The 24,255-nt window shown below is 60.6% G+C and carries 21 protein-coding genes; 16 read left to right on the top strand and 5 right to left on the bottom strand.

Annotated features, from left to right (window positions below):
• Window positions 1-214: 214 nt before the first annotated feature.
• The 4 genes from OVA12_RS22115 to mobA all read left to right on the top strand — a co-directional run bounded on the left by OVA12_RS22115 (window position 215) and on the right by mobA (window position 5,518).
• Window positions 215-2,194, top strand: coding sequence for a bifunctional 2',3'-cyclic-nucleotide 2'-phosphodiesterase/3'-nucleotidase (locus tag OVA12_RS22115; RefSeq protein ID WP_268141484.1), 1,980 nt, complete (start codon window positions 215-217; stop codon window positions 2,192-2,194).
• Window positions 2,195-2,270: 76 nt separating this feature from the next.
• Window positions 2,271-2,957 (top strand): SDR family oxidoreductase, encoded by a 687-nt coding sequence (locus OVA12_RS22110; protein ID WP_268140834.1) that lies wholly within the window; start codon window positions 2,271-2,273, stop codon window positions 2,955-2,957.
• Between the two features lie 129 nt (window positions 2,958-3,086).
• Complete coding sequence (locus OVA12_RS22105; RefSeq protein WP_268140832.1) at window positions 3,087-3,539, top strand: BLUF domain-containing protein; 453 nt, start codon at window positions 3,087-3,089, stop codon at window positions 3,537-3,539.
• A gap of 101 nt (window positions 3,540-3,640) precedes the next feature.
• Entirely contained in the window at window positions 3,641-5,518 is a 1,878-nt protein-coding gene (gene mobA, locus OVA12_RS22100; RefSeq protein WP_268140830.1) for a molybdenum cofactor guanylyltransferase MobA, read from the top strand.
• Window positions 5,519-5,535: 17 nt separating this feature from the next.
• Here the strand turns inward: mobA and OVA12_RS22095 are convergent, their stop codons facing one another.
• Window positions 5,536-6,567: an MBL fold metallo-hydrolase gene (locus OVA12_RS22095; RefSeq protein ID WP_268140828.1), complete on the bottom strand. Its 1,032-nt coding sequence runs from the start codon at window positions 6,565-6,567 to the stop codon at window positions 5,536-5,538.
• A gap of 133 nt (window positions 6,568-6,700) precedes the next feature.
• On the opposite strand from OVA12_RS22095, the gene OVA12_RS22090 reads away from it, so the two are divergent.
• The 6 genes from OVA12_RS22090 (at window position 6,701) to OVA12_RS22065 (ending at window position 12,590) form a co-directional block, all read left to right on the top strand.
• Window positions 6,701-7,603, top strand: coding sequence for a LysR family transcriptional regulator (locus OVA12_RS22090; RefSeq protein WP_268140826.1), 903 nt, complete (start codon window positions 6,701-6,703; stop codon window positions 7,601-7,603).
• A gap of 52 nt (window positions 7,604-7,655) precedes the next feature.
• A complete protein-coding gene (locus OVA12_RS22085; RefSeq protein WP_268140824.1) occupies window positions 7,656-8,780 on the top strand; it encodes a DUF4214 domain-containing protein in 1,125 nt (374 codons plus the stop codon).
• A gap of 427 nt (window positions 8,781-9,207) precedes the next feature.
• Entirely contained in the window at window positions 9,208-9,987 is a 780-nt protein-coding gene (locus OVA12_RS22080) for an ABC transporter substrate-binding protein (protein ID WP_268140822.1), read from the top strand.
• Between the two features lie 135 nt (window positions 9,988-10,122).
• Window positions 10,123-10,836 (top strand): ABC transporter permease, encoded by a 714-nt coding sequence (locus OVA12_RS22075; protein WP_268140820.1) that lies wholly within the window; start codon window positions 10,123-10,125, stop codon window positions 10,834-10,836.
• Complete coding sequence (locus OVA12_RS22070) at window positions 10,833-11,657, top strand: ABC transporter permease (protein WP_268140818.1); 825 nt, start codon at window positions 10,833-10,835, stop codon at window positions 11,655-11,657. Before OVA12_RS22075 ends, OVA12_RS22070 begins: the two co-directional genes overlap by 4 nt.
• Window positions 11,658-11,708: 51 nt before the next feature.
• Complete coding sequence (locus tag OVA12_RS22065) at window positions 11,709-12,590, top strand: NAD(P)-dependent oxidoreductase (protein ID WP_268140816.1); 882 nt, start codon at window positions 11,709-11,711, stop codon at window positions 12,588-12,590.
• Window positions 12,591-12,841: 251 nt separating this feature from the next.
• On the opposite strand, the gene OVA12_RS22060 is transcribed toward OVA12_RS22065, so the two are convergent.
• Together OVA12_RS22060 and OVA12_RS22055 are read right to left on the bottom strand one after the other, a co-directional pair.
• Complete coding sequence (locus tag OVA12_RS22060) at window positions 12,842-13,327, bottom strand: Lrp/AsnC family transcriptional regulator (RefSeq protein ID WP_268140814.1); 486 nt, start codon at window positions 13,325-13,327, stop codon at window positions 12,842-12,844.
• A gap of 154 nt (window positions 13,328-13,481) precedes the next feature.
• Window positions 13,482-14,114, bottom strand: coding sequence for a uracil-DNA glycosylase family protein (locus OVA12_RS22055; protein WP_268141482.1), 633 nt, complete (start codon window positions 14,112-14,114; stop codon window positions 13,482-13,484).
• A 148-nt stretch (window positions 14,115-14,262) separates the two neighbouring features.
• Here OVA12_RS22055 and OVA12_RS22050 point away from each other — a divergent pair, with 148 nt between their 5' ends.
• Window positions 14,263-15,816: a sensor histidine kinase gene (locus OVA12_RS22050; protein WP_268140812.1), complete on the top strand. Its 1,554-nt coding sequence runs from the start codon at window positions 14,263-14,265 to the stop codon at window positions 15,814-15,816.
• A gap of 12 nt (window positions 15,817-15,828) precedes the next feature.
• Here the strand turns inward: OVA12_RS22050 and dusA are convergent, their stop codons facing one another.
• Entirely contained in the window at window positions 15,829-16,863 is a 1,035-nt protein-coding gene (dusA, locus tag OVA12_RS22045; protein WP_268141480.1) for a tRNA dihydrouridine(20/20a) synthase DusA, read from the bottom strand.
• 144 nt (window positions 16,864-17,007) lie between these two features.
• On the opposite strand from dusA, the gene OVA12_RS22040 reads away from it, so the two are divergent.
• Window positions 17,008-18,078, top strand: a complete 1,071-nt coding sequence (locus OVA12_RS22040; protein WP_268140810.1) for a site-specific integrase — start codon at window positions 17,008-17,010, stop codon at window positions 18,076-18,078.
• Window positions 18,079-18,222: 144 nt separating this feature from the next.
• Here OVA12_RS22040 and OVA12_RS22035 read toward each other — a convergent pair whose 3' ends face one another.
• Window positions 18,223-19,479: an ATP-grasp domain-containing protein gene (locus tag OVA12_RS22035; protein WP_268140808.1), complete on the bottom strand. Its 1,257-nt coding sequence runs from the start codon at window positions 19,477-19,479 to the stop codon at window positions 18,223-18,225.
• An 89-nt stretch (window positions 19,480-19,568) separates the two neighbouring features.
• Between OVA12_RS22035 and OVA12_RS22030 the strand changes: the two genes are divergently transcribed.
• From OVA12_RS22030 to OVA12_RS22015, 4 genes are all read left to right on the top strand, one after another.
• A complete protein-coding gene (locus tag OVA12_RS22030) occupies window positions 19,569-20,306 on the top strand; it encodes a 4'-phosphopantetheinyl transferase family protein (RefSeq protein WP_268140806.1) in 738 nt (245 codons plus the stop codon).
• An 87-nt stretch (window positions 20,307-20,393) separates the two neighbouring features.
• On the top strand, window positions 20,394-21,692 hold the full coding sequence (locus OVA12_RS22025; RefSeq protein ID WP_268140804.1) for an alanine racemase: 1,299 nt from the start codon (window positions 20,394-20,396) through the stop codon (window positions 21,690-21,692).
• A gap of 162 nt (window positions 21,693-21,854) precedes the next feature.
• Entirely contained in the window at window positions 21,855-23,534 is a 1,680-nt protein-coding gene (locus OVA12_RS22020) for a cyclic peptide export ABC transporter (protein WP_268140802.1), read from the top strand.
• Window positions 23,535-23,536: 2 nt separating this feature from the next.
• Window positions 23,537-24,250: a thioesterase II family protein gene (locus OVA12_RS22015; RefSeq protein WP_268140800.1), complete on the top strand. Its 714-nt coding sequence runs from the start codon at window positions 23,537-23,539 to the stop codon at window positions 24,248-24,250.
• Window positions 24,251-24,255: the final 5 nt, after the last annotated feature.

The raw sequence follows: 24,255 nt of genomic DNA, 5'->3' as shown, positions 1-24,255 counted from the left end.
CTAACCTAGTCCGTCGAACCGTCCCGTCAATTGCATCATCCACATGAACGGCGAGGTTCATCAGGCTGTTATGTGGACATGGCGTGTTTGTCGCAGTGCGACCCTCGGTTGCCCCGCCAGTTTTCGATTGTTTTGCCCAGTCATTCGAATGACCATGACCGGGCTGGCCGGGGACCATGTGAAGGGTGGCCAGCGGATCAAGGAGACACCCGACATGTCAGCTTCCTATTTTCCTTCCCTGTCCCGGCGCGGCTTCCTGGCTGGCGCGGCGGCAACCGGCTTCTCGGCCGTCCTGCACCCCTATTCCCTGCGCGCAGCGGAAGGCACGGCGCATCTGCGCCTGATGGAAACGACCGACCTTCATGTCCACGTGTTCCCGTATGACTATTATTCCGACAAGCCGATGGACACAGCCGGCCTGGCGCGCACGGCAAGCCTCATCCGGCAGATCCGCAACGAGGCCGCCAACTCTGTCCTCGTCGACAATGGTGACTTCCTGCAGGGCAACCCCATGGGCGATTTCGTTGCCTACGAGCGCGGTCTGAAGGACGGCGACATTCACCCGGTGATCAAGGGCATGAATGTCCTTGGCTATGACGCGGCAACGCTCGGCAACCATGAGTTCAACTATGGCCTCGAGTTCATGTCGAAGGTTCTGGCAGGCGCCAACTTCCCGTTTGTCTGCGCCAACCTGGTCAAGGGGCAGCTGACGGCCAGCCCGCGTCAGGACAGCCTGTTCCTGAAGCCCTATGTCATCCTGGACCGGGAACTGCGCGATGGTGCCGGCAAGACCCATCCGATCCGCCTCGGCTTCATCGGCTTCGTGCCGCCACAGATCATGAACTGGGACCGCAAGCATCTGGAAGGCAGCGCCAATGCGCGCGACATCGTCGCGACGGCAAAGGCCTTTGTCCCGGAGATGCGCGAACAGGGCTGTGATCTCGTCATCGCCCTGTCCCACTCGGGCATCAGCGCCGATGCCTATGCGGACGGGATGGAAAATGCCTCGCTGCATCTGGCGGCGGTCGAGGGCATCGACGCCGTGTTCTGCGGCCACCATCACCTTGTGTTCCCTGGTCCGGCCTATGCCAACCTTGCCGGCGTCGATGCCGAGAAGGGCACCCTGTTCGGCAAGCCGGCGGCCATGGGCGGCTTCTGGGGCTCGCATCTCGGCGTCATCGACCTGATGCTTGCCCGCGACGGAAACAGCTGGAAGATCACCGGCTTTGCCACCGAAGCCCGGCCAATCTACAAGAAGGACGGCCGCAACAACGTGCCGCTGGTCGAAAGCCAGCAGGACGTTCTGGACGCGGTGAAGGATGACCACGAAGCGACCCTGGCCTATGTCCGCCGTCCGGTTGGCAAGACCGAAGCGCCGCTGCATTCCTATTTTGCGCTTGTTGCCGATGATCCGAGCGTGCAAATCGTCTCGCAGGCCCAGACCTGGTACATCTCCGAGATGCTGAAAGGCACCGAATGGGCCGGCCTGCCGGTCCTGTCTGCCGCTGCCCCCTTCAAGGCCGGTGGCCGTGGCGGTCCGGACTATTACACCGACGTCCCCGTCGGCGCGGTGGCGATCAAGAATGTCGCCGACCTCTATCTCTACCCGAACACCGTGCGGGCCGTTGCCATCACCGGCAAGGACGTCAAGGAGTGGCTGGAACGCTCCGCTGGCATCTTCCTTCAGGTGAAGGCGGGCGAAAAGGATCAGGCGCTGATCGACCCGGCTTTCCCGAGCTACAATTTCGACATCATCGACGGCGTCACCTACCGGATCGACCTGACCCAACCCTCGAAGTACAACGACAAGGGTGAGGTCGTGAATGCCGATGCAAACCGCATCACCGACCTGCGCTTCAATGGCGCGCCGATCGATCTGGCGGCCCGGTTCATCGTCGCGACCAACAATTACCGGGCAAGCGGCGGCGGCAATTTCCCGGGCATCAACGACAAGGTCGTCGTCTTCGTCGGCCCCGACACCAACCGCGACGTCCTGGTGCGTTACATTGTCGACAAGGGCACCATCAACCCGTCGGCTGACGCGAACTGGTCGTTCGTGCCAATGCCCGGAACCTCGGTCCTGTTTGACACAGGCCCTGGCGGCAAGGCACATCTTGCCAACGTGAAGGGTGTCGTGATTGAACCGGCCGGCGATGGTGCCGAAGGATTTGCCCGCTACCGCATCACGCTCTGATTTCGTCCGGCTCGGACTGCGGACCGCCGGGGGACACCCCGGCGGTCCTGTTTCATCGCAAAGACAGGAATTCACAATGCCCAACCTGCTCATCACTGGCGTCAACCGCGGCATTGGTCTTGCGATGGCGGAAGCCGCGCTTGCCCGTGGCTGGACCGTCGAGGGCAGTTGCCGGACGCAGGAACAGGCGGACCATCTTGCATCCACGCTGGGCAAGGGCTTCACGGCCCTCGTCTTTGACGTCACCGATCACGGACGCGTTGCCGAGGTCGCAGCCTCCCGCTCCGCACCGCTGGACATCCTGATCAACAACGCCGGCGTCATCGGCCCTGAGCCGGACCGGCAGAGCGCCCTGGCGATGGACTTTGCCGGCTTCCGCGAGACGCTGGAGATCAACACCCTCGCCCCGCTTGCGGTCGCACAAGCCTTCCTGCCACGCCTGCGCCAGTCGCCCCAGGGGCGGATCCTCACGATCTCCAGCCAGATGTCTTGGATGGGTTACGCCAAATCCGACCGGCTCGCCTATCGGGCCTCAAAGGCGGCGGTCAACAAGGTGATGCAGGGCCTGGCAACAGACCTCGAACCAGAGGGCATTGCCGTTGCCGTGATCGACCCGGGCTGGGTGCGCACCGACATGGGCGGCGCGGGAGCGGATCTGCCGGCTGCTGACGTCGCCAGCGGCATCCTTGATGTGGCCGACAATCTCGACATGTCGCGGACGGGGCGTTTCTTCCGCTGGACCGGCGAAGAACGCGAGTTCTGATCGCAAGACGCTGCGGCAAGCTTTCAGAGTTACTCCTGGAATGTCTCGAATTTTCGAAGACAGCTTCAGGAAACCTATGGAACTCATGATTTATGATGGATATGTCAGACTAACAGGAGGACTGTTATCGTGTCGGACCTCTATCATATCTGCTACATGAGCCTGATGCAGCGCTCCGAGTTTCCGCAAGGCATCGCGGCGGGTTTGGAGCAGCTGATTCAGAACTCTCGCCGCAACAACGCGCAAGTCGGCCTGAGCGGTTGCCTGCTCTTCACCGGTGAGGTTTTCCTCCAGGTGCTCGAAGGCAGCGAAGCCGATGTCCTTGAGACCTTCGGCCGGATTTCACGCGATGCACGGCACACCGATGTCAGGGTCCTGAGCGAGGGCCCGATCCTCGAGCGCGCCTTTTCCGACATGTTCGCGACGGCAGGTGTCGCCTCGCCCCTTGGCGCCGACGCGATCGAGGAGATCCGGGCAGCCTTCGACAATCCGTCGAGACACCTGCACCCGCGCGAGATGAAAACCCTTCTGGCCGTCCTGACCCAGGATGACCGGCACGTGGATGCCCTGCTCGCCAGTTGATCCGGGTCAAGCTTCGCCGGCAATGCCCTCTGGCGCTGATGCCATCGGGACGCTAGTTCTTCCAGATGGCTGCTTCGGCAGCGCTAGGGAGCTTGCGAACCGTGACCGTGATCATTGGCTGCGTGCTGGCTGGTGGACTGGCACGGCGTCTGTGTGGCGCAGACAAGGGACTGCTGCCGCTCGATCATCGGCCGGTCCTAGGCCACCTGCTCTCCCGGCTCGAACCGCAGGTGACCCGTCTCGTCATCAACGCCAATGGCGAGCCGGGCCGCTTCGCCGCCTTCGGTCATGACGTCATCGCCGATACGCTGCCGGATCATCCGGGGCCGCTGGCCGGCGTCCTGGCAGGCCTGACCTACGCGGCCACCCTGCCGCCACCTGTTTCCGGCATCGTCACGGTCCCTGCCGATACGCCCTTCATCCCGGCCAATCTGGTCTCCCAGCTCCTTGCCGCCTCGGACGGTGGCCGCCTGCCCGTGATGGCGGAGAGCGCCACCGGCCTCCATCCTGCTGTCGCCTTCTGGCCCTTGGACCTTCTGTCCGGTCTTTCCGCGTTCCTGGCGGAGACGGACAACCGCCGCGTCCGCGCCTTCCTTGCTGCCGCCGGCGCAAGGTCGGTCAGCTTTGCAGCAGCGCCCGGCGAGCTGGACCCATTCTTCAACATCAACACGCCGGAGGATCTGGCCCTCGCCCGCAGCCATCTGGCCGCGCAGATCAACGACTGCCTCCGTCCGGATCCATTCCGGCTGAACCACGAGGCCGCTGAAGCACGGATCCTTGCGCGCGCCCTCCCCGAACCGGCACGGGTGACCGTGCCGCTTGGCAAGGCGCATGGCCGGGTGCTGGCAGAAGTCGTGACAGCCCCACGAAACGTTCCGCCCGCCGACACGGCCGCAGTCGATGGCTATGCCTTCCGCCATGCTGATCTCGATGCTGCAGGTGGCCTGTTCGCTCTGGAGGCGCGTATTGCCGCCGGTCACCCCGGCTCGGCACCCCTGTCGCCCTGGGCAGCGGCACGGATCTTTACCGGTGCCGTCATGCCGGACGGCGCCGACACGGTCGCCATGCAGGAGGATTGCGAAACCCTGGCAGAGCCTGATGGGCGCAAGGTGCGGGTGCCTCTGTCCCTTCCTCGCGGCAGCAACCGGCGCCGCGCCGGCGAAGATCTCAAGGCGGGCGACCTGCTGCTGCAGGCAGGCGACCGGCTCCGGCCGCAAGACATTGCGGCGCTGGCATCGATTGGACGCGCGGACCTCACCGCCTTCGCGCCAATCCGTGTTGGCGTGCTGTCGACCGGTGATGAACTGCTGCGTCCCGGCATGGCGGCGCTGCGACCGGGCGCGCTTTATGACGCCAACCATTTTCTGCTGACCAGCCTTCTGGCCAGCTACCCCGCCGATGTGAGCGATCTCGGCATCTGCGGCGACCGGCGCGAAGCTCTTCAGATCGCCCTTTCGGAAGCGGCCGGGGCGCAAGATATCATCCTGACCTCGGGCGGGGCGAGCCATGGCGAGGAGGATCATCTTGTCTCGGTGCTGGCCGCGCTCGGGCAAGTCGAGATCCTGGATCTTGCCATCAAGCCTGGCCGCCGGCTGATCCTGGGGCGGATCGGCAGCTGCGAGGTCATCGGCCTGCCCGGCAACCCGGTGGCGGCCATGATCTCTTTCCTGCTCTATGCCCGGCCTCTGCTGCTGCGCCGGGCCGGTGCGACGGTCACGCCGCCGCACCGGTTGATGGTGGCAGCCGGCTTTTCCCTGCCCTCGCGCAAGACTGGCCGGCGTGAATTCCACCGGGCGCGGCTCATCACCGGCCCCGATGGAACCCTTGTTGCCGACCTCTATGCCCGCTCGGGCTCCGGCCTCATTTCCAGCCTGCGCGCAGCGGATGGGCTCGTCGAACTGGCAGAGGACGTAGGCGCTGTTCAACTCGGAGCGCCCGTTCCGTTCCTGTCCTTCGCCGCCCTCGGCGTGCAAGCCTGAACCGGCCCGAAACGGCCTCAGTAGGCGTAGGGCCAGCTTGCCGCGACATAGCGGAAGGCATCGCCATCCCGCGCCACATTGCCGATCCCCGGGAAGCCCAGATGCATGCCGGCGATCAGCAAGCCATCGGCTGCCGCCATGTCGAGCGTCCGCTTGCGCGTTGCCGCCGCCAGCGCCGGATCAACATCAAAGGCGACCGACCACTCGGGCCGGGCAAACTGCACGGCCGGAACATGCACCAGATCCGCCACGATGAGCAGGCTCTGTCCGTCGCTGTCGATGCGCACGCCGCTGTGTCCGGGCGTATGGCCGGGCAAGCCAATGGCGGTGATGCCCGGCAGCACTTCCTCGCCGGCCTTGTACAGGGTCTGGCGCTTGGCATAGGCATCGGCTGCCTGCCGGGCTCCCAGGAAGAAGCTCTTCGTCAGGTCCGGCGCGGCATTCATCGCCGCATCGTCATACCAGAAGGCGCGGTCGAGTTCCGGCAGCAGCAGTTCGGCATTGGGGAACAGCGGCTGGCCGGCCGGCGTCAGCACACCGTAGATGTGGTCGGGATGCATGTGGGTGATCAGCACCGCATCAATCTGGTCCGGCGACACCCCGGCGGCGGCGAGCGCCTTCGGCAGATGGCCCAGCGTCGGGCCCATCTTGTCGGAGGTGCCTGCATCGACCAGCACCAGCTTCTCGCCCGTGTTGACGAGGAAGGTGTTGACCGGGCCCTGGATCGACGGACCGGACGCGAAGGCGGCCGCGCGCAGCGGATCGCCGATCTTCGGATCGTAACCGAGGATCAACGCCGGCGAGAGTTCAAGATAGCCGTCGAGCACGGTGGTGACTTCGAACTTGCCTAGCCGCCGGCGCAGCGCGCCCGGCTGCACGCTGCCGACCATCGGTGCACCTGCCCGTGCGGCCAGGCTCGAGAAGGCCAGTCCGCTCGTCGCAAGGCCGCTGACGGCAAGGCCGGTTGCCAGCGTTCCGGTCAGTCCTGCGGTCAAAAACGTGCGGCGGGACAGCGCCTGTGCGGCGGACGCGGGATCAAAATCGGTCATGGGAGACTGCCTTTCCTTCACAGCGGCGCTGAGCGCGCCGGTCGGGCTAGACATGCATTCATCATCACTGGTTTTGAAGTTGCGCTCGGCTTATATGAATTAGAAGCAACGCTTATGAGCGAGGAAGTTCCCTATGGACCGTCTTGCTGCCCTGGCCGCCTTTGTTCGCGCCGTGGATCTCGGCAGTTTTTCCGCTGCGGCCGCCCATCTCGGCGTCTCCCAGCCGGCGATCAGCCAGCAGATCCGCGCACTTGAAGAGCTGCTTGGTACCCGCCTTTTGACGCGCACCACCCGCAGTCTCACCCTCACCGACGCCGGCGAGCGCTACCTGACCTATGCCCGCGACATCGTCGAACGGCTGGACGAGGCGGACCGGTCCGTACAGAGCGCCGAGGCCCAGATGTCCGGCACCCTTTCGGTCAGCCTGCCCGTTGGCTTTGCCGAGGCGATGCTGGCGGAATTCCTGATCCGCTTCAAGCAGACCTGGCCCGCCCTGATCCTCGACGTGCATCTCTCGGACACCTATGTCGACGTGGTGCGGGACCGGCTGGATGTGGCGATCCGGCTCGGCGAGATCCGCGATGACCGGCTCATCGTCAAGAACCTCGGCAGTGCCCGGCGCGCGCTGTTTGCGTCCCCGACCTACCTGGATGCAGCCGGCCGGCCGGAGCACCCCATCGACCTCGCCCGGCACGCTTACCTGCTCTATCGCAAGATCGGGACCGGCGACAGCGTGCCCCTGACCGACGCCAACGGCCAGACCGTGTCGGTGCGGATCAACCCGTCGATGATCGTCAACAACTCCTCCGCCCTGCGTCTGGCCGCCGTCGCCGGGCTCGGCATCTGCCTGTCAAACACCTGGATCGTGCAGCATCACGTGGATGCGGGAGAGCTGGAACAGATCCTGCCCGCCTGGCGCTATCACGACCACCCGTTTCATGCCGTCTACCCGTCAAACCGGTATATTCCGCTGAAAGTTCGTCGTTTCGTCGACGCCCTTCGTGCTTTTTTAGCTGAAAAAGGCGCCTTCGCATGACAAGGTGCCGCAGCGCGATATTTTAGGACTGGCGTTTTCCGGGAGACGAGTTGTGGCGATCAATTATTATACGAACACCTCCGAAGACAGCATCGATGCCCAGGAGCTTGAGCTTTACAACCTGATCATGGCCTATCGGCAGGCGAACGGACTGGGCAGCATTCCGCTGTCAAAGGCCCTGACCGCAACAGCCGGACGGCATGCACTCGATACTGTCTACAACGTCGGGTCCTATGCCGGCCACTCCTGGTCAGATGCGCCCTATGACAGCGCCAACCAGTCCACCTACCGCAACATGTGGGACGCGCCCGAACGCATCGGCACGGGCTACAAGACCGACAGCTACGAGATCAGCTACGGATTCTCCGGCACAAATGTTGCCGTTTTTGATGTCGACCCGACAGCAGCCCTGCAAGGCTGGAAGGCATCCCCCGGCCACAATGACGTCATCCTGAACAAGCAGATCTGGGCGCAGTTCAGCTGGAAGGCGATTGGCGTCGGCATTCACAAGGGCGTTGCGCACGTCTGGTTCGCACCGGATACCGACGCGACCGGCACCCCCGCCACGGCTTCCACTCCGATCGTCGGTACACCGCAGCGTGATACATTCGCGGCCACCTCGGGCAACGACGTGATCGACGGTCTCGCCAATCTCGACACGGTGACGATTGCCGCCACCCGGGCCACCGCGACCATCGCAAAGGCCGGCGCGGTTCTGACCGTCACCGGTACTGGGCTCGGCACCGACACCTTCACCAACATCGAGCGCCTGTCCTTCAGCAACGGCACCCTCGCCTTTGACCTTGATGGCAACGCCGGCCAGACCTACCGCCTCTACCAGGCTGCCTTTGCCCGCACGCCGGACACAGCCGGCCTTGGCCACAACACCCGGATCATCGATGGCGGCATGACGCTGAAGGACATGTCCGCCGCCTTCATCGGCTCGGCCGAGTTCATCGCCCGCTACGGTCAGAACACGTCGAACACCACCTTCATCACCGCGCTGTACCAGAACGTCCTTGGCCGTGGCCCTGATTCCGCTGGTCTTGCCGGCTGGCAACAGCGCCTCGCCGATGGCTCCTGGTCACGCCCGGACGTCCTTCTCGGCTTCTCCGAGAGCGCCGAAAACAAGGCCCTCGTCGGTGCCGCGATCGACAACGGCATCTGGCTCGGCTGAGCTTATCCCCAGCCCGGCGGCCCGTGCGCCCGCGCGCGTGCGACCGTCCCCGGACCGGCAGCGCGGGCCCACCACCGGCACTCGCCAGCAAAACCCTGCGTCATGCCTGGCCGCAAGGCACGAGGCGACTGGAGGCGTTCCGGCAAAGGGCTGTTTGGAGGAAAAGCCAACCGGTTTTTCCTGCTAAACGCTGCCGAATTTCCATAAGAGTGGTTGAAATCCCGCAAGATATGTTGGGAATATGGCAGTCAGGTTCTTGGTCCTGACGAGGGGACCTTGAACATTGACCGGAAAGGCTCGTGGTTCAACCGCAGCCTTTCGCACAGGCTTCGCTTTGCCGAGGCTGCAAGACAATGAAACCGAACAGGATCGGGCAAGGTACGGCAGGAACCTGCGGCCACCCGCTCCAAGACGAGGGGAGTACTTCATGCGTATCGCCACTCTGGTCGCCGCCGCGGCCATGACCCTGGCCGCCCTTGGCGGTGCTGAAGCCAAGGACTGGTCCAAGGTCCGCATCGGCACCGAAGGCGCCTATCCTCCGTTCAACGTGCTGGGTTCCGATGGCACGCTGACCGGCTTCGACATCGACATCGCCAAGGCTCTTTGCGCCGAAATGAAGGTCGAGTGCGAGTTCGTCACCTCTGACTGGGATGGCATCATCCCGGCGCTGCAGGCCGGCAAGTTCGACGCCATCATCGCGTCCATGTCGATCACCGAAGAGCGCAAGCAGAAGGTCGACTTCACCAGCAAGTACTACAACACGCCGCCGGCCATTGTTGTCCCGAAGGACAGCAAGATCACCGAGGCGACCGACGCCGCTCTCAAGGGCATGACCCTTGGCGCGCAGTCCTCGACCACCCATTCGAACTACGCCGAAGCCAAGCTGAAGTCGGCCGAGCTGAAGCTCTACCCGACCCCGGACGAGTACAAGCTCGACGTGGCCAACGGCCGCATCGATGGCGTCATCGATGACGTCGTGGTGCTGTCCGACTGGCTGGCCACCGCTGACGGCGCCTGCTGCAAGCTGCTCGGCACCCTGAAGTCCGATCCGGTGATCAACGGCGAAGGCGCCGGCATCGCCATCCGCAAGGAAGACCAGGACCTCAAGGAAATGTTCAACAAGGCCATCGTGGCAATTCGTGCCAATGGCAAGTACAAGGAAGTGCAGGACAAGTACTTCGCCTTCGACGTCTACGGCGGCGAGTAATCCTGAAACCTGACCGGTGCCGGCGGGGCAACCCGCCGGCTTCGGCCCGCGGCTTGGCGGGCAGGTCCGGTTGTCGCATTTCCGGTGCTGCGCGGCGTCTGCTGCCAGCCAGACCCATGGCTTCCAGTTCATACGATGACCGAGGTCCTGACACTTCTCTCCTTCGGACCCGACGGCTGGGGCGACGAGATCGCATCCGGCATTCTCGTCACGGTGTCCCTCGGCCTTGCGACCCTGCCCTTTGGGCTTGTCGCCGGTTTCCTGCTCGCCCTTGCCAAGAACTCGCGCGAACCCTCGCTGCGGCTGGCGGCGGGCATCTACACCACAATCTTCCGTGGCCTGCCCGAGCTTTTGACCCTGTTCCTGGTCTATTTCGGCGTGCAGATCGCGGTGAAGAGCCTCGCCGAGGCGATGGGCTCCGGTCTCACGATCGAGGTCAACAGTTTCGTCGCCGGCATGATCGCGCTGACGCTGGTGTTCTCGTCCTACGCCAGCGAGGCCTTCCTGTCGGCGTTTCGCGGCATCCCGCGCGGCCAGTATGAGGGCAGCCAGGCGCTTGGCCTCAACAAGTTCCTGACCATGCGCCACGTGATCCTGCCGCAGCTGATCCGTCTGGCGCTGCCGGCGCTGTCCAACCTCTGGCTGATCCTGCTCAAGGAAACCTCGCTCGTCTCCACCATCGGGCTCGCTGACGTTGTGCGCCAGACCGGCGTTGCCGCACGCATCACCAAGGAACCCTTCCTGTTCTATGGCCTGGCCTGCCTCATCTATCTGGTGCTGGCCATGATCTCCTCCACCGGCCTTGCCCGCATCGAGCGCTGGTCCAAGCGTGGGGAGGCTGCACGATGACATCCGGGTCCACCGCAATCCGCCCGCCCGTGCCGCCGCGCCCATGGACGGCAGCCCGCATCACCGGCCACGTGCTCATGGCGCTGTGGATCGTGTCCTTCGCCTTCCTGCTGCTGTATCTGTTCAACAACATCGGCAGCGAGTTCGTCGCCAACTATGCGCCGAAGTATCTTTCCGGCCTGCTCATCACGCTGGAACTGGTGGTCATTTCGGTTGTCGCCGGCGCGCTGCTGTCGGTTCCGGTCGCCCTGGCGCGCAATTCCACGAACCGGATCCTGTCGGGCATTGCCTATGGCTATGTCTATTTCTTCCGAGGCACGCCGCTGCTGGCGCAGACTTTCCTGTTCTACTACGGCGTCGGCACCTTCCGCGAAGCCTTTGAAACCGTTGGCCTTTGGTGGTTCTTCCGTGAGGCGTGGTACTGCGTCCTGCTGGCCTTCGCCCTCAACACGGCCGCCTACCAGGCCGAGATCCTGCGCGGCGCGGTGCTCAATGTGGCGCGCGGTCAGTGGGAAGGCGGACAGGCGCTGGGTCTCAGCCGCAATGTGATCTTCTTCAAGATCATCCTGCCGCAAGCCCTGATCACGGCGCTGCGCCCCTATGGCAACGAGATCATCCTGATGCTGAAGGGCTCGGCGATTGCGGCGATTGTCACCATCTTCGACCTGATGGGCGAGACGCGCCGCGCCTATTCGCGCAGCTTCGACTTCCAGGCTTACATCTGGGCCGCCGTGATCTATCTGATCATGGTGGAGGCCCTGCGCCAGGTCTGGGAAAAGCTGGAACAGCGTCTGACCCGGCATCTGGTGCGCAGCGAATAATCCCCGATCGCCGGGACGCGAGCCCGGCTCTCAAGACATGTGGAGTTGATCATGGCCAAGGTGGCATTCATCGGCTTGGGCGTCATGGGCTACCCCATGGCCGGCTATCTCGCCTCGCGCGGTGGCCACGAGGTGACGGTCTACAACCGCACCCGCGCCAAGGCGGACAAATGGGTCACTGACCATGGCGGCAAGGCGGCTGCGACCCCGCGTGAGGCTGCCGAGGGCTGCGACTTCGTCTTCGCCTGCGTCGGCAATGACGACGACCTGCGCGCCGTCACCACCGGCCCGGATGGCGCGTTCCATGGCCTGAAGGCCGGCGCGGTGTTCATCGACCACACCACGGCCTCGGCCGAAGTCGCAAGGGAACTCGGCGCTGCGGCTGCCGCACGCGGCTCCCATTTCATCGACGCACCGGTCTCCGGCGGCCAGGCCGGGGCGGAAAAGGGCATTCTCACCGTCATGTGCGGCGGCGACGCGGACGTTTTCGAACAGGCGAAGCCGGTCATCGAGTGCTTTGCCAAGTTCGTCGGCCTGATGGGTCCGGTTGGTGCTGGCCAGCTGACCAAGATGGTCAACCAGATCTGCATTGCCGGTGTGGTCCAGGGGCTGGCGGAAGCCATTCACTTTGCCAAGCAGGCCGGCCTCGATGTCCCCGCCGTCATCTCGGCCATCCGCGGCGGTGCGGCCCAGTCCTGGCAAATGGAAAACCGCTGGGAGACCATGGCAGCGGGCAAGTTCGAGTTCGGCTTTGCTGTCGACTGGATGCGCAAGGACCTCGGCATCGTGCTCGGCACAGCCAAGGCCACCGGCGCCCGCCTGCCGCTGACCGCCCTCGTCGACCAGTTCTACGGCGACGTCCAGGCCATGGGCGGCAACCGCTGGGACACGTCAAGCCTGATCGCGCGGCTCGATGGCGTGAAGAAGGACTGAGGATGGGGTTGGGGGGCCGGAACCAACCCCGCGCCCCTCGTCGCTCCTGCGGAGGGAGAGGCGACAAGGAGTTGAGCGCGGTGGTTTGGGTTACCTCCGAAGTCATCCCCGCCTTGTGCGGGGATCCATTCTGCGTATCCCCCCGACAAGCGCTCATCACGCCACCTTGGAGCCAGCCCAAAAGAAGATCCCCGCACAAGGCGGGGATGACGGCCCGTGAATAAGTGGCAGAGCGATAGATAACCTCACCCTCACTCCGGCCGTGTCTTCTCCACCGGAATATACCCAAGCGGCAGTTCGGTCGTGTACTTGATCTGCTCCATCGCGAAGGTCGTCGATACGTCGGTGATATCGATCTTCGCGATCAGCCGCTTGTAGAAGGCGTCATAGGCGGCGATATCCGGCACGGTGACGCGCAGCAGATAGTCCACCTGCCCTGCCATGCGGTAAAACTCCACCACTTCCGGGAACTCGCGGATCACGTCAGCGAACTTCTTCAGCCAGTCTTCCGTGTGCTGGTTGGTGGTGATGGCAACGAAGGCCGTCACATTGACATTGATCTTGGCCGGATCGAGCAAGGCCACCCGTCCGGTGATCACCCCGTCCTCTTCCATCTTCTGGATGCGGCGCCAGCAGGGCGTGGTCGACAGCCCGACCCTACGGCCGATCTCGGCCACGGGAATGGTGCAATCCTCCTGCAGGATGGAGAGAATACGCCGGTCGATGCGGTCAATCATGCTTGCGTCTCCGGGCTTGTCGAAAGCCGGTGAATCGGTCCGTTCCAGACGATCACAGAAGCATTAGAATTCTGTTTCCAGCAAGAGCCTGCGGGCGCCAAACGCTTGCAGGACGATGCCTGAAACACCCACGATCCGGAACGGATTTGCGCCGCTATCGCCCAAGCTGCTGCACAATGCGGCGGCGCAGGTCGGCAAGCAGGTCGCTCTCAAACCAGGGATGCCGCTTCAGCCAGGCATTGTTGCGCCAGGAGGGATGCGGCAGAGGCAGGATTTCTGGCCCGCCCCGGGCCGATGTCTCGGCCAGGATGTCGCGCCAGGCTGCCACGGTCTGCGTCAGTCCGGACCGCCGCAACGGACCCAGATGGTAGGCCTGCGCATATTGTCCGATTGCCAGCACGAGCCTGACCTGCGGCATCGCCGCCAGGATGCGGTCGTGCCAGGTCTTCCGGCATTCCTTGCGGGGCGGCAGGTCGCCGCCCTTGGCATCAAGACCGGGAAAGCAAAGCCCCATGGGCAGGATCGCGATCCGCGCCGGGTCATAAAACACCTCTGGCCCGATCCCCATCCAGTCGCGCAGCCGCTCGCCCGAGGGGTCGGTAAACGGCAGGCCAGATGCATGCACACGGGTGCCCGGAGCCTGACCGGCAATCAGCACGCGCGCCGTCTCAGACAGCCGGGCGACGGGTCTGGGCTCATGCGCAAGTGCAGGGCCGGCCGGTTGATCGCGGCAGATCCGGCACTGGCTGATCTCGGCAGCCAGCCCGCAAAGACCACCCCGCCCCACGACCCCGGTGGTGTCAGGGCTCGTCTCCAGTGCGGTTTTCCCTTTGTTAACCAAGTCCTTGAGCCGCTTCTTAAGGGTTGATGAGCCAGAACACTCGAACCGGATTCATTCCGTCAATCAAGTCACAACCTTAGTGTTCAGGGGCGGCATGGGCCAGGACGCACGCACCAGAGGCGACGACAGGACGGCCATCAACCGCGAGCGCGCACAGCGCCGCCGGGAGGTGGCGCGGACCGTGCGCAGCGTTCGCGAACGCCTGTCGGCCCAGGATGGCGCGCAGCCGGATTTCGACACCGATCTCCTGATGCTGTTCGCCAAGGCGCGCACCAGCGCGGCCTTTGCCGTGCCGATGTTCCTGCTGATCATTACCAGCATCTCGTTCATCTGGATGAACCCGCTGCTGGTCGGCATCTGGATGCTCTTCACCTTCAGCATCTGGATGCTGACGGTCTCCACCTGCCACCGGTTCCAGAAACTGTCGGGCAACGAACAGACCAGCCATCCGTGGCGCCGCCACTTCACCATCGGCGATTTTCTGTATGGCCTGTGCTGGGCGGCCTTCTTCCTGCTGCCTTCGAGCGGCGGCACCACCGAAGGGCTGGAGGTGTTCCAGTTCGCGACGATGCTGATCGTCATCGCAATGTCGACGATGCAGGCCTCCACCCTGCCCAGGGCGTTGCTGGCCAGCACCCTGCCGCTGACGCTTGCCATCGCGGCCTCGCTGATGCAGCGCCATGCGCCGCTGCACTACGCCATGGCCGCCATGGCTGTGGGCGCTCAGGGCTTCTTCCTGGTGCTAGGCAACCAGCTTCTCAACGCGTCACTGACCATGCTCGCCTACCGCGCCGAGAAGGATCACCTGATTTCCGAGCTGGAACAGGCCAACGCGGTTTCGGACGAAAGCCGCCGCCGCGCCGAAGAGGCGAACCTCGCCAAGTCCCGCTTCCTCGCCACCATGAGCCACGAGCTGCGCACGCCGCTCAACGCCATTCTCGGCTTCTCCGAGATCATGAAGGACGAGGTCATGGGGCCAATGGGCAACAAGATCTACCGCGGCTATGCCGCCGACATTCACGGCTCCGGCCAGCATCTGCTCAACCTCATCAACGAGATCCTCGACCTGTCGCGCATCGAGGCCGGCAAGTACGAGCTGAACGAGGAAGCCGTGACGCTCAAGGACATCGTCGAGGACTGCCAGTCGATGATGCAGGTCCGCGCAAGGGCCAAGGGCATTGCCATCCGCGAGAGCCATGAGGAGGGCCTGCCGCGCCTGTGGGCGGACGAGCGCGCCATCCGTCAGGTGATCCTGAACCTCCTGTCCAACGCGGTGAAGTTCACCCCCTCCAATGGCGAAGTTCTGATCCGCATCGGCTCGACGGCCGAGGGCGGCCAGTATGTCTCGATCAAGGACAATGGCCCCGGCATTCCCGAGGAGGAGATCCCGATCGTGCTGCAGGCCTTCGGTCAGGGCTCGATGGCAATCAAGAGCGCGGAGCCCGGCACCGGGCTTGGCCTGTCCATCGTCCAGGCGCTGGTGTCGCAGCATGGCGGCACGTTCGAGCTGAAGTCGCGCCTGCGTGAAGGCACGGAAGTCACCGTGACCCTGCCCTCCGCCCGTGTGCTGACCGTGCTGCCGGTCTACCCGGACGAAGTCTACACCCTGCCGGCACGCAAGCTTCCCCTGCGCCGCAAGGCCTCGTGACCTTTCAAAGGTTCAGGCCTCAGCCACAGCCTCGCCGCCCTGCCGGGCTTCTGCCTGTTCCGCCGCCCGCGCCGCTGCCTCGTCCATGGCATTCAGCGCCTCAAACAGCACGGAGATCCCGGCCCCCGGCTTCACGCCCTCGACAGTCAGGATGCGCCGGAAGAGCCTTGCGCCGGGCACAGCGGTGAAGGCACCCAGCATGTGGCGGGTGATATGGGCAAGCCGCACGCCCCGCGCCAGTTCCGCCTCGATATAGGGCACATAGGCCTCGATGGCCGCCCGAGGGCTCACATCCGCGGTCGTCTCGCCGTAGATCCGCCGGTCGACAGCGCCCATCAGCGCCGGATCGTGATAGGCGGCCCGGCCCAGCATCACCCCGTCCAGCCCCTGCATCACGGCAATCGCCTCGTCCAGCGTCGCGATGCCGCCGTTGATGCCGATGAACAGCCCCGGCAGCCGCGCCTTCAGCCGGTGCACCCGGCCATAGTCGAGCGGCGGGATATCGCGGTTTTCCTTCGGGCTCAGCCCCTGCAGCCAGGCCTTTCGCGCATGCACCCACAGGGCATCGACCCCGGCGTCCACCACCCGGTCGGCCAGCCGGTCCAGCGCCTCCTCCGGGTCCTGCTCGTCGACGCCGATGCGGCACTTGACGGTGACGGGCACGCGCACCGCCGCCTTCATCGCCGCCACGCCCTCGGCCACCAGCTCCGGCTCCAGCATCAGGCAGGCGCCAAACCGGCCGGACTGCACCCGGTCGGACGGGCAGCCGACATTCAGGTTGATCTCGTCATAGCCCCAGTCCTCGGCGATCTTCGCCGCGTCCGCCAGCTCGCGCGGATCCGATCCGCCCAGCTGACAGGCCACCGGATGCTCGCCAGCGCTGAAGCCAAGCAGCTTCTCCCGGTCGCCATGGATCACCGCCCCGGTCGTCACCATCTCGGTATAGAGCAGCGCCCGGGCCGAAAACTGCCGGTGGAACATGCGGCAATGCCGGTCAGTCCAGTCCATCATGGGGGCGACGGCGAATATCGGAGCCTTGAAATATATTATTTTTCCTTTTTTATCAGGCTCTTGCGCCACTTTTCTCTCCGTCTTGTTCACGCTCGTTTTGTACCAAATCCGCCGATTTCGAAGCTGGACTTGGCACAATGTACCAAATAAAATCCCCACGTACCAAATGAGGAAGCGATAGTGGGCACAATTACCGCGCGCAAGCGCAAAGACGGCAGCGTCGGCTACATGGCGCGAGTGCGGGTTATGCGGGATGGCGCAACCTATCACGAGACGGAGACATTTGACAGACGTCCGGCTGCGGCGGCTTGGATGAAAAAGAGGGAGCGTGAGCTCGCGAAGCCAGGGGCCATCGACGAAGTCAAGACTGCCGATCCGACACTAGCAAAGGCCATCGACAGATACACCCTAGAATCCATTAAGGAGATTGGGCGAACGAAGGCGCAGGTGCTCAGAGCGATCAAGAACTACCCGATAGCCGATGTGCCCTGCTCCACTATCAAGTCGAAGGACATCATTGAATTTCTTCAATCGCTGACGAGCCAGCCCCAGACAGTGGGCAACTATGCCAGTCATCTCGCTGCGATCTTCGCCATCGCGCGACCGATGTGGGACTACCGGCTAGATGATCGGGAAATGAAAGATGCGATTACGGTCGCACGCCGTATGGGCATCATTTCACGATCCGTTAAGCGCGATAGGCGACCAACTCTGGAAGAACTCGACAAGCTGCTGGCTCACTTTATTGAACGCCGCAAGAAGACCCCCCAAGCCATGCCAATGCACAAGGTCATCGCGTTCGCGCTCTTCTCGACCCGGAGACAAACCGAAGTCACGCAAATCGGTTGGGACGACTACCAGAGCCAGCACAAGCGCGTGCTCGTGCGCGACATGAAGCACCCTAGTGAGAAGATCGGGAATGATACGTGGGTCGACCTCACAGTCGAAGCCATTCAGGTCATTGAAAGCATGCCCCAAAATAAAGCCGAGATATTCCCTTACTCGGCCGATGCCATAACGGCGAATTTTACCCGCGCTTGCAAGCTGCTTGGCATCGATGATTTGCACTTCCACGATCTACGGCACGAGGGCATTTCCCGCCTATTTGAGATGGGCTGGAACATTCCGCACGTCGCGGCAGTTAGTGGTCATCGGTCGTGGGTTAGCCTCAAGCGCTACACCCACATTCGTGAATCCGGGGATAAATATGCCAACTGGGGCGGTTTAGACCTCGCAATCAGCAGTGCATGAGATCCCGAGGAGCACATTTGTTGCGGAAGCGCGCAACCATCTATACTTGCCGCCATCGGACAACGCCCCAAAGGGATTTGTTGATTTAGCTAAAGTGACCCGGTATTATTCAGGAGCGTCAAAGGGGTTAGCCAGTATTGACGCTCAAATCAGTTGCTCTTCGATCTGCCTGACAGCTTCAACGTCTATCTTCAGGACGCTCATGGCTGCTTCAAGTGTGGCCTCGCATTCTGACACCGTTTCTCCTTCCGCTACGATTAACGCCAAACGCGACAGGAACCCCCTCGGTGGTAGCAAGTGAACCTTATTTTCAGCCGCGCACCACGAGAACTCCGTTACTCCTTTGATATCCACGAGAGATCTATTCTCCGGCAAGCTCTTCACGACGCAATCATACTCAGGGTAAACAAATCTTATTGCGGCACATCTGGCCCGTTTCGCAACGAAGTCAGCTTCGCTTCGCGAGGCGATATCGCCTGAAAGCAACGCAAGATCCACTCCGGTCGAAATATGAACCAATTGCGGAATGCGATCGCCTCCAAGTCGCAAAGCGATCTCAATCATGCGGGCCCCGGCTTCGGTCAACCGGAGTTCTGCATGCGTCACACCTGTGCAGATACCAAGTGCAGCATGCGCCGAGCAAACCACCGCAGAGATCTCCGCGGCTTCCGAAACGCAATTGTTGGGGGAGACCACGTGTCCCAACTCTTCAAAAAACGGCGCAAATCCAAGCGCCTTGTGCGTCATGCCGACTATTTCAACTTTTCCATCTACCACAGCGCATTCGACACTGACTTCCGGGCCACTCAGGTATTCTTCAATCAGGACACCTTTTCTGGCCAAGCCCTCCTCACCGACAATTTTGAGGATCATTTGATAGCTGAGCTCCAGTTCAGCTTGATTGTCGATCAGCTGAACCCCTAGACTCCCGCTCATGTCTCGCGGCTTCACGACCACTGGATACCCAATTTCTTCAGCTGCGGCATGCATGTCTTTTTTTGTGCGTGCCAGCAAGCTTTTTGCTGATGGCACTGAGGCGGCAGCAAACCGCTGACGCATTTTGTGCTTGTCCCTGCACGCCATCGCTGTTTCCAAACTGTTGCCGTTCAATCGCAACTCAAACGCAATGGCCGATGCAAATTCCACAAAGCGCTCCTCACAAGTCAGCACGCCGTCGATCCTGTATTCCGCAGCGAGAGCCCTTGAAACGCTGAAAATACTTTGGTTTGGATTTGAATTGTCGAAGTAGCAAACCTTTTCGGCAAAAGGCTGCGCCCAGGAAGCTTCGTCCGCAGACAGAATGACCAGGTCGTATTTTTGTCGCAACGATTTCAGAATGTAACCTCTGTAGAGCTCGGTTCCCGGCCCGACAATTAACAACCTTTTACGTCGGAAACTCATACCACCTCCCCTTGAACTTGCCTGAAATGCCAGCTGTGCTATACTTAAAATTGAGAATGTTAATTTTTGCAATTTGAAAGTGTCTGATAGTGGTGATTGTGTACAATTTTCCCACAAAGGGCGGCAATAATTTGTCGCTACCAAAACATGTTTGTTTATCTAGCGATGAAAATATAAGAAAAGAAAATTACAAATCCACAAAATTGAAATTGTATTTTGAATTTGGACGATCATTGCTCAGATACATTATTGGTTATTTATTAGATATTGATCCATCAAAAGTAACTTTTTGTTACGGACCACGAGGCAAACCACATTTCATAGATATTGACGGAAGGGAGCCCATCCATTTCAACCTTAGCAACACCGAAGACTTAGTTTCGATTGCCGTTTCGCTCGATCACACCGTCGGCATAGACGCAGAACGTTTGTCGGCAACGTCTTTCGACGATCTTCATGCGTTGACCCTCTCAGAACTCGAGCAAAAGTCTTTCAAAAGAATACCAGACGCTGACCGTGGCAATGCATTCCTTCAACTCTGGACCCGTAAGGAAGCACTCTTGAAGGCGGCGGGAACTGGGCTATCCGACGATCTGACAAAATATGACGTGCTGAAGAATGAGGGCCACAAAGTCCAGATCCATTCACATAGCGGACAGAAAGAAGACCGCTTTTTTGACCTTAAAACGTTCATCTTAGAGGGCTCTCACATCGTGTCTGTTGCGCACCGCCCTGGAGCTATACTGGAGTTTGTAAGCCCCTCAAACTTACCTTGGCGTTGTCAAGAACAGTCCCTGCAACCTCTTGAAACCTGCAGAGCCTCCTGAAGATACGGTGGCTCTCCCTTTTCCAATTCAGAGGCCCTCTCCTGACTTCTGGTTCGATACTCGGTAACATGGCTGGAGCAAACAGTTATGGCAATCCCAGATGACTTGATCTTCAAGATTGCGAAGATCCAAGACACGCCCTTTTATTGCTACGATGCACAAATTATCCGCCAGAGATATATAGAGTTGCGTGAAAAGCTTAATCATAGAGCATACATTTTTTATTCTGCGAAAGCGAATCCTAATATTGAGGTTCTAAAAGAATTTAGAAAACTTAGAGCGGGCATCGCGGTTACTTCGCTCACCGAGTTGAGGCTCGCAAAAAAAGCGGGACAAAGCAGCAAGGACATAATTTTCGTTGGACCGAGCAAATCGGGACAGGAAATCCGGGAAATCATCTTAAATGAAATCCAGCTCGTGATTGTGGAATCGATTGAAGAAATAAGAAAGATCAACGAAATAGCCTCATCCGTGGGGCGCATTCAGGATATTGCGTTGAGGATCAATCCGGCATTCAAGCTGGAAGGCGACGGATACAAAATGTCCGGGTTGCCAACCCAATTCGGAATCGAAGAAGCGCAGCTCGACAGGGCATTCCTGGCACTCAAGGACCTGCACGCGCTTCGATTTCGAGGATTGCACGTCTACCTGGGAAACCGCGTCCTCGATTACACCCATCTACTGCGTGCATATTCCAAGATATTGCTGCTTTCAGACGTAATTCGTAATCGTTTCGGCGTTACAATCGACATTCTGGATGTTGGTGGCGGCTTCGGGATCCCTGTTCATCCTGGCCAGGCCGACCTGGATATAGCAAGTCTGCTGGACGGGCTGAATAGGCAGCTGTCAAGAGAATTTTACAACCATCCGAATCTTAAAGTCTTTTTCGAGCTGGGTCGCTACCTCGTCGGCCCGGCCGGCGTCTTTGTTACCGGCGCGCGCTATGTCAAGGAATGCCATGGCAAGATCTTCGCTGTTTGCGACGGCGGCGCAAATGTCCACAGTTCGGCAGCCGGTTATGGCAACCCCCATCGCGAGAACTGGCCGGTACGTAAGGTTGGGCAACAAAGTGCCCTTTCAAAAGTCACTGTCACCGGCCCACTATGCACGCCCCTCGACACACTGGCCGTTGACGTTCAGTTGCCCGCCCTGCACGCTAGTGACCTTGTTCGGATCGATCAATCTGGAGCCTACGGGCCGACACATTCACCCGTCTATTTCGTCAGCCACGGTTTCCCCGCAGAGCTTCTAATAGATAACGGTACGGTCACTCTGACTCGAGAGCCTGATAAACCAGACGACATCATCAATAAATTTGTAACGAGACCCATCATTTTCAATGAAGCAGAGATCATAGAGAACGAAGATGTTGAAATTGCCGTCTAGGTCCGAAATTCTTGGCGGCCATACAGCTTTAATCCCTTGGAATACCTTCAATACTCTGCGGCAGACACGTGATAACGGCTGTTACTGCACGAATGACATCGACACAATGACCACCGATCGAGGCTTCTGGCCATTCAACTCTCAACATAGGGATCTTGTAAAATGCGCGTAGTCTGGCTTTTGTTTCGGGTTTGTGGTCCAGCTATTTTGCCTCTGACACTTTTGGTTGTTCTATCGGCCGGAGCAACCGTATTTGCGCTAAAGCTCGTTGGTCAACAACTGTCCGGAGAAGTTCCTGACGGAACTCCAATGGGCCTCTATTTCGTCGGTGCCGTGTCCCTTTTGATTGGTAGCCGCCTGATTTCGCGCAATCTTCTTGATTATTTTGCCATGCGCGCGATCGTCCAGATCCGGTACAATCTTGTTCAGAACATCCTCGGGCTCCCACTGAAGCAGATCGAGGAGCTCGGCGTTCCGCGGATCATGGCACTTGTCTTCGATGACGTTGTTCGTATCGGGGCCGGCCTCTCCGGACTCCCGAATTTCCTGGGCCACGTGATCGTGCTCGCCGGATGCCTGATATACTTGGGCTTCGTCTCCCTGTACGGCTTGGTAGCACTTGTCGGCGTCCTTGTTTTGGGTGTTTTCGGTTACCGGTGGCTTCTCCTTCTCGCCATGCACGCGCAAAGAGATGCAAGGCGAGCGCGCGACGATCTTTACGAGCTCACCGGCGGTATGACTCGCGGCGTGAAAGAGCTGCGTTTCAACGCATTTCGGCAACGCCATCTTTTTGAGGACTCCTTCTCCACGACTCTCGACTATCATTTCAAAAGATCACTCCTCGGTGCCATTTTCGCCACGACAGGCCTGACGCTCAGTCAGGTCTTGTACTTCATCTGTCTGGGCGTGATCGTTTTCGCCGTCCCTCAGCTCACACCTCTGGACAGTGGTGTGCTGACCAAATTCGCAGTCATCGTGCTGTATCTGCCCGCCCCGATTGAGGGTATCGTGCAGTTTTTCTCGACACTTGCTTCGGCGCAGATTTCGATTGAGAGGCTCGAGCAAACCGGCGTTCTGGGGAAAGAACTCCACCGCAGACCCGCCAGTCCGGACATCGCGGAACATGGTCCGTTAGAGTCACTTTCCGTCGAGGCGCTCGAATATGAGCATCGGTCTGCTCACGATGGCGGCCGCTCATTTCATGTCGGCCCCCTGAATCTGTCGTTCCGACCAGGTGAAATAGTGTTTCTGGTTGGCGGCAACGGGTCGGGCAAGACAACCGCGCTGAAGGTGATAACGGGCCTCTATGAGGCTGACACCGGCAAAATTCAGCTGAACGGGCAGCTCATCACCAAAGACAACATGAATTGGTACAGGCAGCATTTCTCCGGTGTCTACAGCGACTATCACGTGTTCGACTCCTACGCGCCCAATGCAAATAATGAGACCTTCTCGCACGCGGAGAACGCCAAGGGGCACCTGGATCGCCTCAATCTGAGCCATGTCGTTAAGCTGACTGGCGAAAAACTGTCGACAACAACCAAACTTTCCACCGGCCAGCGCAAACGTCTCGCATTGCTGACCGTCCTACTCGATGACAAACCGGTTGTTGTCTTCGATGAATGGGCATCCGATCAGGATCCCGCTTTTAGGGCTGAGTTTTACACCTCAATTCTGCCGGAACTCGCCGCACAAGGGAAAGTGGTCCTCGTGGTTACACATGATGATGACTACTTTTCCGTCTCTGATCGCATCATCACGTTCAGGTATGGTCATGTTGAATCCGATGTTCTGAACAAGCGTGAACTTGTTCGCCGCCCCGCAATTATCAACGAAGATTAGCCATGAACCTTTTCCTGCTTCCCTTTGCGGGCGGAGCTGCCCGCTCCTATTCCGGTCTGCTCGACTCGATGTCGGACGTTTGTGCCCCCCAGGCCTTCGACTTCCCGGTAACCGGTCGCCCATATGTCGATCCGCCCGAGGTTTTCACGATACAACTCCTGGCCAAACGGCTCGCCAAACGGTGGATGTATGAAGACCAGCCATTTGCTGTTTTTGGCCACTCCATGGGAGCGCTCGTCGCATTCGAGGCAGCACGCTGTTTGCGATCGCTTGGCAAGCGCAAGCCCGATTTCCTGATACTCTCTTCACATCGTGCCCCGCACCTTCCGCTGGCCAGGCCGCCCTTGCATCTCTTGTCCAATAAGGAATTCGATGATGCCATCGCCACCTATTCCGGCACACCGGAAGAAATACTCAAAGAGCAAGAGATGATGGACTTGATCCGCCCCACTCTAAGACGCGATTTTGCAGCTTGTGAAACATACGAGTTTGAACATCAGGAACAGCTCGACATTCCTGTGATCTGCATGGGCGGAAGAGGCGACAAGGAAGTGTCGGAAGAAGATCTGGACGCCTGGTCCATTCACACAAGAACCTACCTCGGATCGAAATTGTTTCCAGGCGGTCATTTCTATTTCAACGACGCCAGGAATGCAGCCGCCCGTGAAATCGAGAAGATGATCGAGGAGGCCTGCCGGTTCAGAGAAATCGCGTAACCGAC

Source organism: Pannonibacter sp. SL95, assembly GCF_026672425.1.
In the GTDB taxonomy this organism is placed as follows: Bacteria; Pseudomonadota; Alphaproteobacteria; order Rhizobiales; family Stappiaceae; genus Pannonibacter.
This window is presented reverse-complemented; position numbering and strand designations above follow the sequence as displayed.